2 protein-coding genes are annotated in these 3,250 nt (G+C 62.4%); both read left to right on the top strand.

What is annotated here, in order from left to right; translation table 11 throughout:
- Nucleotides 1-724: 724 nt before the first annotated feature.
- The gene (locus WN71_RS41675; RefSeq protein ID WP_143074943.1) at nucleotides 725-2,068 is read left to right on the top strand and encodes a transglutaminase-like domain-containing protein; all 1,344 of its coding nucleotides are present in this window, start codon (nucleotides 725-727) and stop codon (nucleotides 2,066-2,068) included.
- A gap of 26 nt (nucleotides 2,069-2,094) precedes the next feature.
- Nucleotides 2,095-3,171 carry a hypothetical protein gene (locus WN71_RS39200; protein WP_143074942.1) on the top strand — a complete coding sequence of 359 codons (1,077 nt, stop codon included), beginning with the start codon at nucleotides 2,095-2,097 and terminating at the stop codon, nucleotides 3,169-3,171.
- Nucleotides 3,172-3,250: the final 79 nt, after the last annotated feature.

Here is a 3,250-nt window from a genome sequence, read left to right as displayed (position 1 = left end):
TCGCCTCACCTTGAAGCGCCGAAGTCAGTAAATTGACACACCCGAGCCTGCAGTCCGCCGTGGCGGCGACGACCAGGCCGACGGCCCCGGCACTGCGATGCCGTCCGCGCCGGGTGAGGATTTCCTGGACGTGCCCGGCCTGGTCGTAGGCACGGCCGCCGAGCGCTCTCGAGGCATCGAGGGCGTGCGCCTGCTGTTCGGCCGGGTGCCGGTCGTAACTTCCCGTCCTTGGGGGAAGCCCTCCTTCGCCCCTTCTGCGACTCGGCTTCGCCCCCCGGGGAGTGCACGGAAGGCTGCCGCCGTGTCCACGTGTGGACGGATCATCCGGCCGGGCCCGGACGACTTGAGTTCGTGCTCACCAGGGATTGACCGAGTAACGGCCATGCAGGGGGTCAAAGCTCGCCCCAGGGACCGTTGTTGGCCTTGATCCAGCTGACAGGTCGACGGCGGTCGCCGTACGATGTTCAGTCCTGCCGGCGACGGATAGCGGAGACAACTGATGGCCAGTACCGCCCTCGGCTCTGCCGAATCCGGCCCCTTCTTACAGGCGGCGTCCCCTGCCTTGCCGTATGTGCACTCAAGGCCGCAACAGGTCCGTGCGGCATATTCACGCCAGCCTCCTGGAGCCTGGCCTGCGCTTGTGCGGGAGCTGAGAGAACCTCTAATCGACGATCTCTCGCATTCCTGTCGAGAACTCGTCGAGGCTGATGCTGCATTATGCGGGATGAGTGCGCGCGATTTCGATATACAGCTACGCCTGCATGCGCCTTCGGTGCTTGGTAAGGTAAAAATGGGGCTCCCCTGGCAGGCCCTCTACGGCGAATTGCGGCCGCAACTCATCGCCCGCTGCAGTCGGCTTTCCAGTTATATCAAGGACGCTGATCTCTTCGCCAACAGTTCCCTGCTGCTCGGAGGCGGTGAGGCGCGGCGGGGCTTCACCATACGGCGCTCGGACGGTTCCTCCATCGGGGTGAACTTCACTCTGGTCTCCCCAAGTGTCGGCCACCTCTACCAGTCCAAGCTGCATTACCTGCTGAGTCCCCGGGCCGACACCATGGTGGAAGTTGGATGTTATCTGCAGGGAGCGACACACCCCGTTACGTACCTGGCGTTCTCCATGTGTGACAGGCCGGGCACTATACAGGCCTTGCAGCTTCAGGGGATTCCGGCGGAGCGAGGCAACTTGCTCATCCTCACGCGTGCCTTAGGATTATCGGGTGCGGCACGGAACCTCATGAGCTTTACCATCGGTCAGGCTGTGAGATATTTACGGACCATGGGATGCAAGTTTATCGTGACAGCGTTCAATCCGTTACTCGGATTTACTGGATCAGCGTTGCACGCGGCCAATTTCATGCCATTTGCCACCGCGCCCGTAGCATACTGCTACGACAAATTTGGTGGCTATATGACGCGTCGACAGTCAACGTCGGACAAAAATACGGAGCGCCGGGCAGAAACCCATCGGAACCTTCTGGTGGTGCTCGGAACTGACAGTGCATCGAGAAAAGAAATTCGAAAAGTGACAACCTTGGAGCAACTGGCGGAGCCGCAGCACGAGGCCCCGGCCAGTCATCGTGTGGCGCTGGACCCGAGCGAACTCTGCCGCTACCGGAGCCGGCTGGAAGCCGCGTGGTCGCTCAGCACCGCACACCCCAGCTATGCCCGGGAGCCCCTGTCGTCGAAGGGGCAATGCGGTGTCAGTTCCGTGTGGCTGGCCCGCCGGCTGCGGCAGCGTGGGATCGAAGCCACCTACTGCTACGGGCGGCTGAGCTTCGACGACCCTTCCATCTCGTCCGTCGACCACCACTGCTGGATCGAGATTGGTTCACCCGGTGATGCCGCCCGCCACATCGTCGACCTGACCTGCGACCAGGCCGACGGATTTGAAGAAAAGGTGATCTACCGGCGGCACGACCATCTCGTCCGTGAAGGCATCCGCTACGAGCCTGCGGCGCGCCTCGCCGTCGACGATCTTCCCGGCGACCGCGTCTGGCCGCGCTACACACAGCTTGAGGAGTCCATGCGTACCAAATGGGGCATGGAGACGCTGTACGACGCTGTCTGAAGGCCAGCGACAGAGTCAGGGGGGACGTGAGCAATCAAGAAGAGCGCCCGCAGGTTCTGCTGTTGTCATCGAACGTGCGGCGCCGCTATGCCGAGGACATCCTTACTGCGCTGGCACTGCCTCGAGGTGCCACCGTGCAGTTTCGCTACGAGGCCCAGTACGTGGCCCCCTCACTCCAGCAGAAGGTCGCCAACGGCACCATCATCCAGCAGCGCGCGCTCATCGGCTTCGTCGCCGACGCCGAGTCGCCCACGGACGCCTACCTACTGCCCGTCAGGGTCGCCGAGATCGTGGCCGCAGAATGCGTAGCGGAAGTATTCCTCTTCAAACTGCGTGTCACCGACCACGTCGACCTCGACGACTACTCACTCTCCCGCGCAGAGATCGCAACCGAGAGCCGCAAGGCCATCGACAAGATCAAAGAAGGGAACGGTGTCTACTACCCGGCTCTCCTGAAGTTCCCGACCTTCCCGATCCGCACGAGCGGGGACCAGGCTCAGCTGTGGATCAGCGTCGCTAGACGTCTGGCGCTCCATCCCTACTTCGAAAAGACCTACTTCATGCGGGTCGACCAGCCTGTGCACCTCACCAGTGCACACGAATTCACCTTCGGATCGGAAGGTCGCCTGAGCCTGGGCGATCTGCAGCCCGCGCGACTGCCCGTCAGTTTCTACGCCCAGCATTACGTGGAAGCACCGAAGATCGCTCTGACCTGCGAGACAGACGGCCGCTTCCTGCGCATCTCCTCGGATGCCTCCCATGATGTGGCGCTGCGTTACGACTCAACCGAATTCTGGCTCCAGCCCGACGCGTCATCATTCGATGCACTCACTCACGTCACCATCCGGCTCGGCCCTGAAGATAACGGGGCAATTCCGGTCACGTCTGTGACATTTCCAGTCATCATCAAACACTCTCGCGTACGGCTGGTCAGCCGGGTCATCATCAGCGCTCTGGGGGCGTTCCTCGTCGCCGCGCCCGCAATCCTCGGCCTGCACTCATCCCTCGCTCTGCGCATCGTTCTGGCTGTGGCCGGTTCCGCAGCCCTGAGCACCGGGAGCCTCCCCCTGAGTGGTGGACACGCTGATACTGGATCTGCTTGATCCGGAGGAAGCGAGACAACCGCCGATGGCGATGAAGGACTACTCGGACGAGTTCAGGGCCGATGCTGTGACCCTGTAC

The organism is Streptomyces mangrovisoli (assembly GCF_000974985.2).
In the GTDB taxonomy this organism is placed as follows: domain Bacteria; phylum Actinomycetota; class Actinomycetes; order Streptomycetales; family Streptomycetaceae; genus Streptomyces; species Streptomyces mangrovisoli.
Note: the sequence above shows the minus strand (reverse complement) of the source record. Positions and strands in the feature narration are given on the sequence as shown.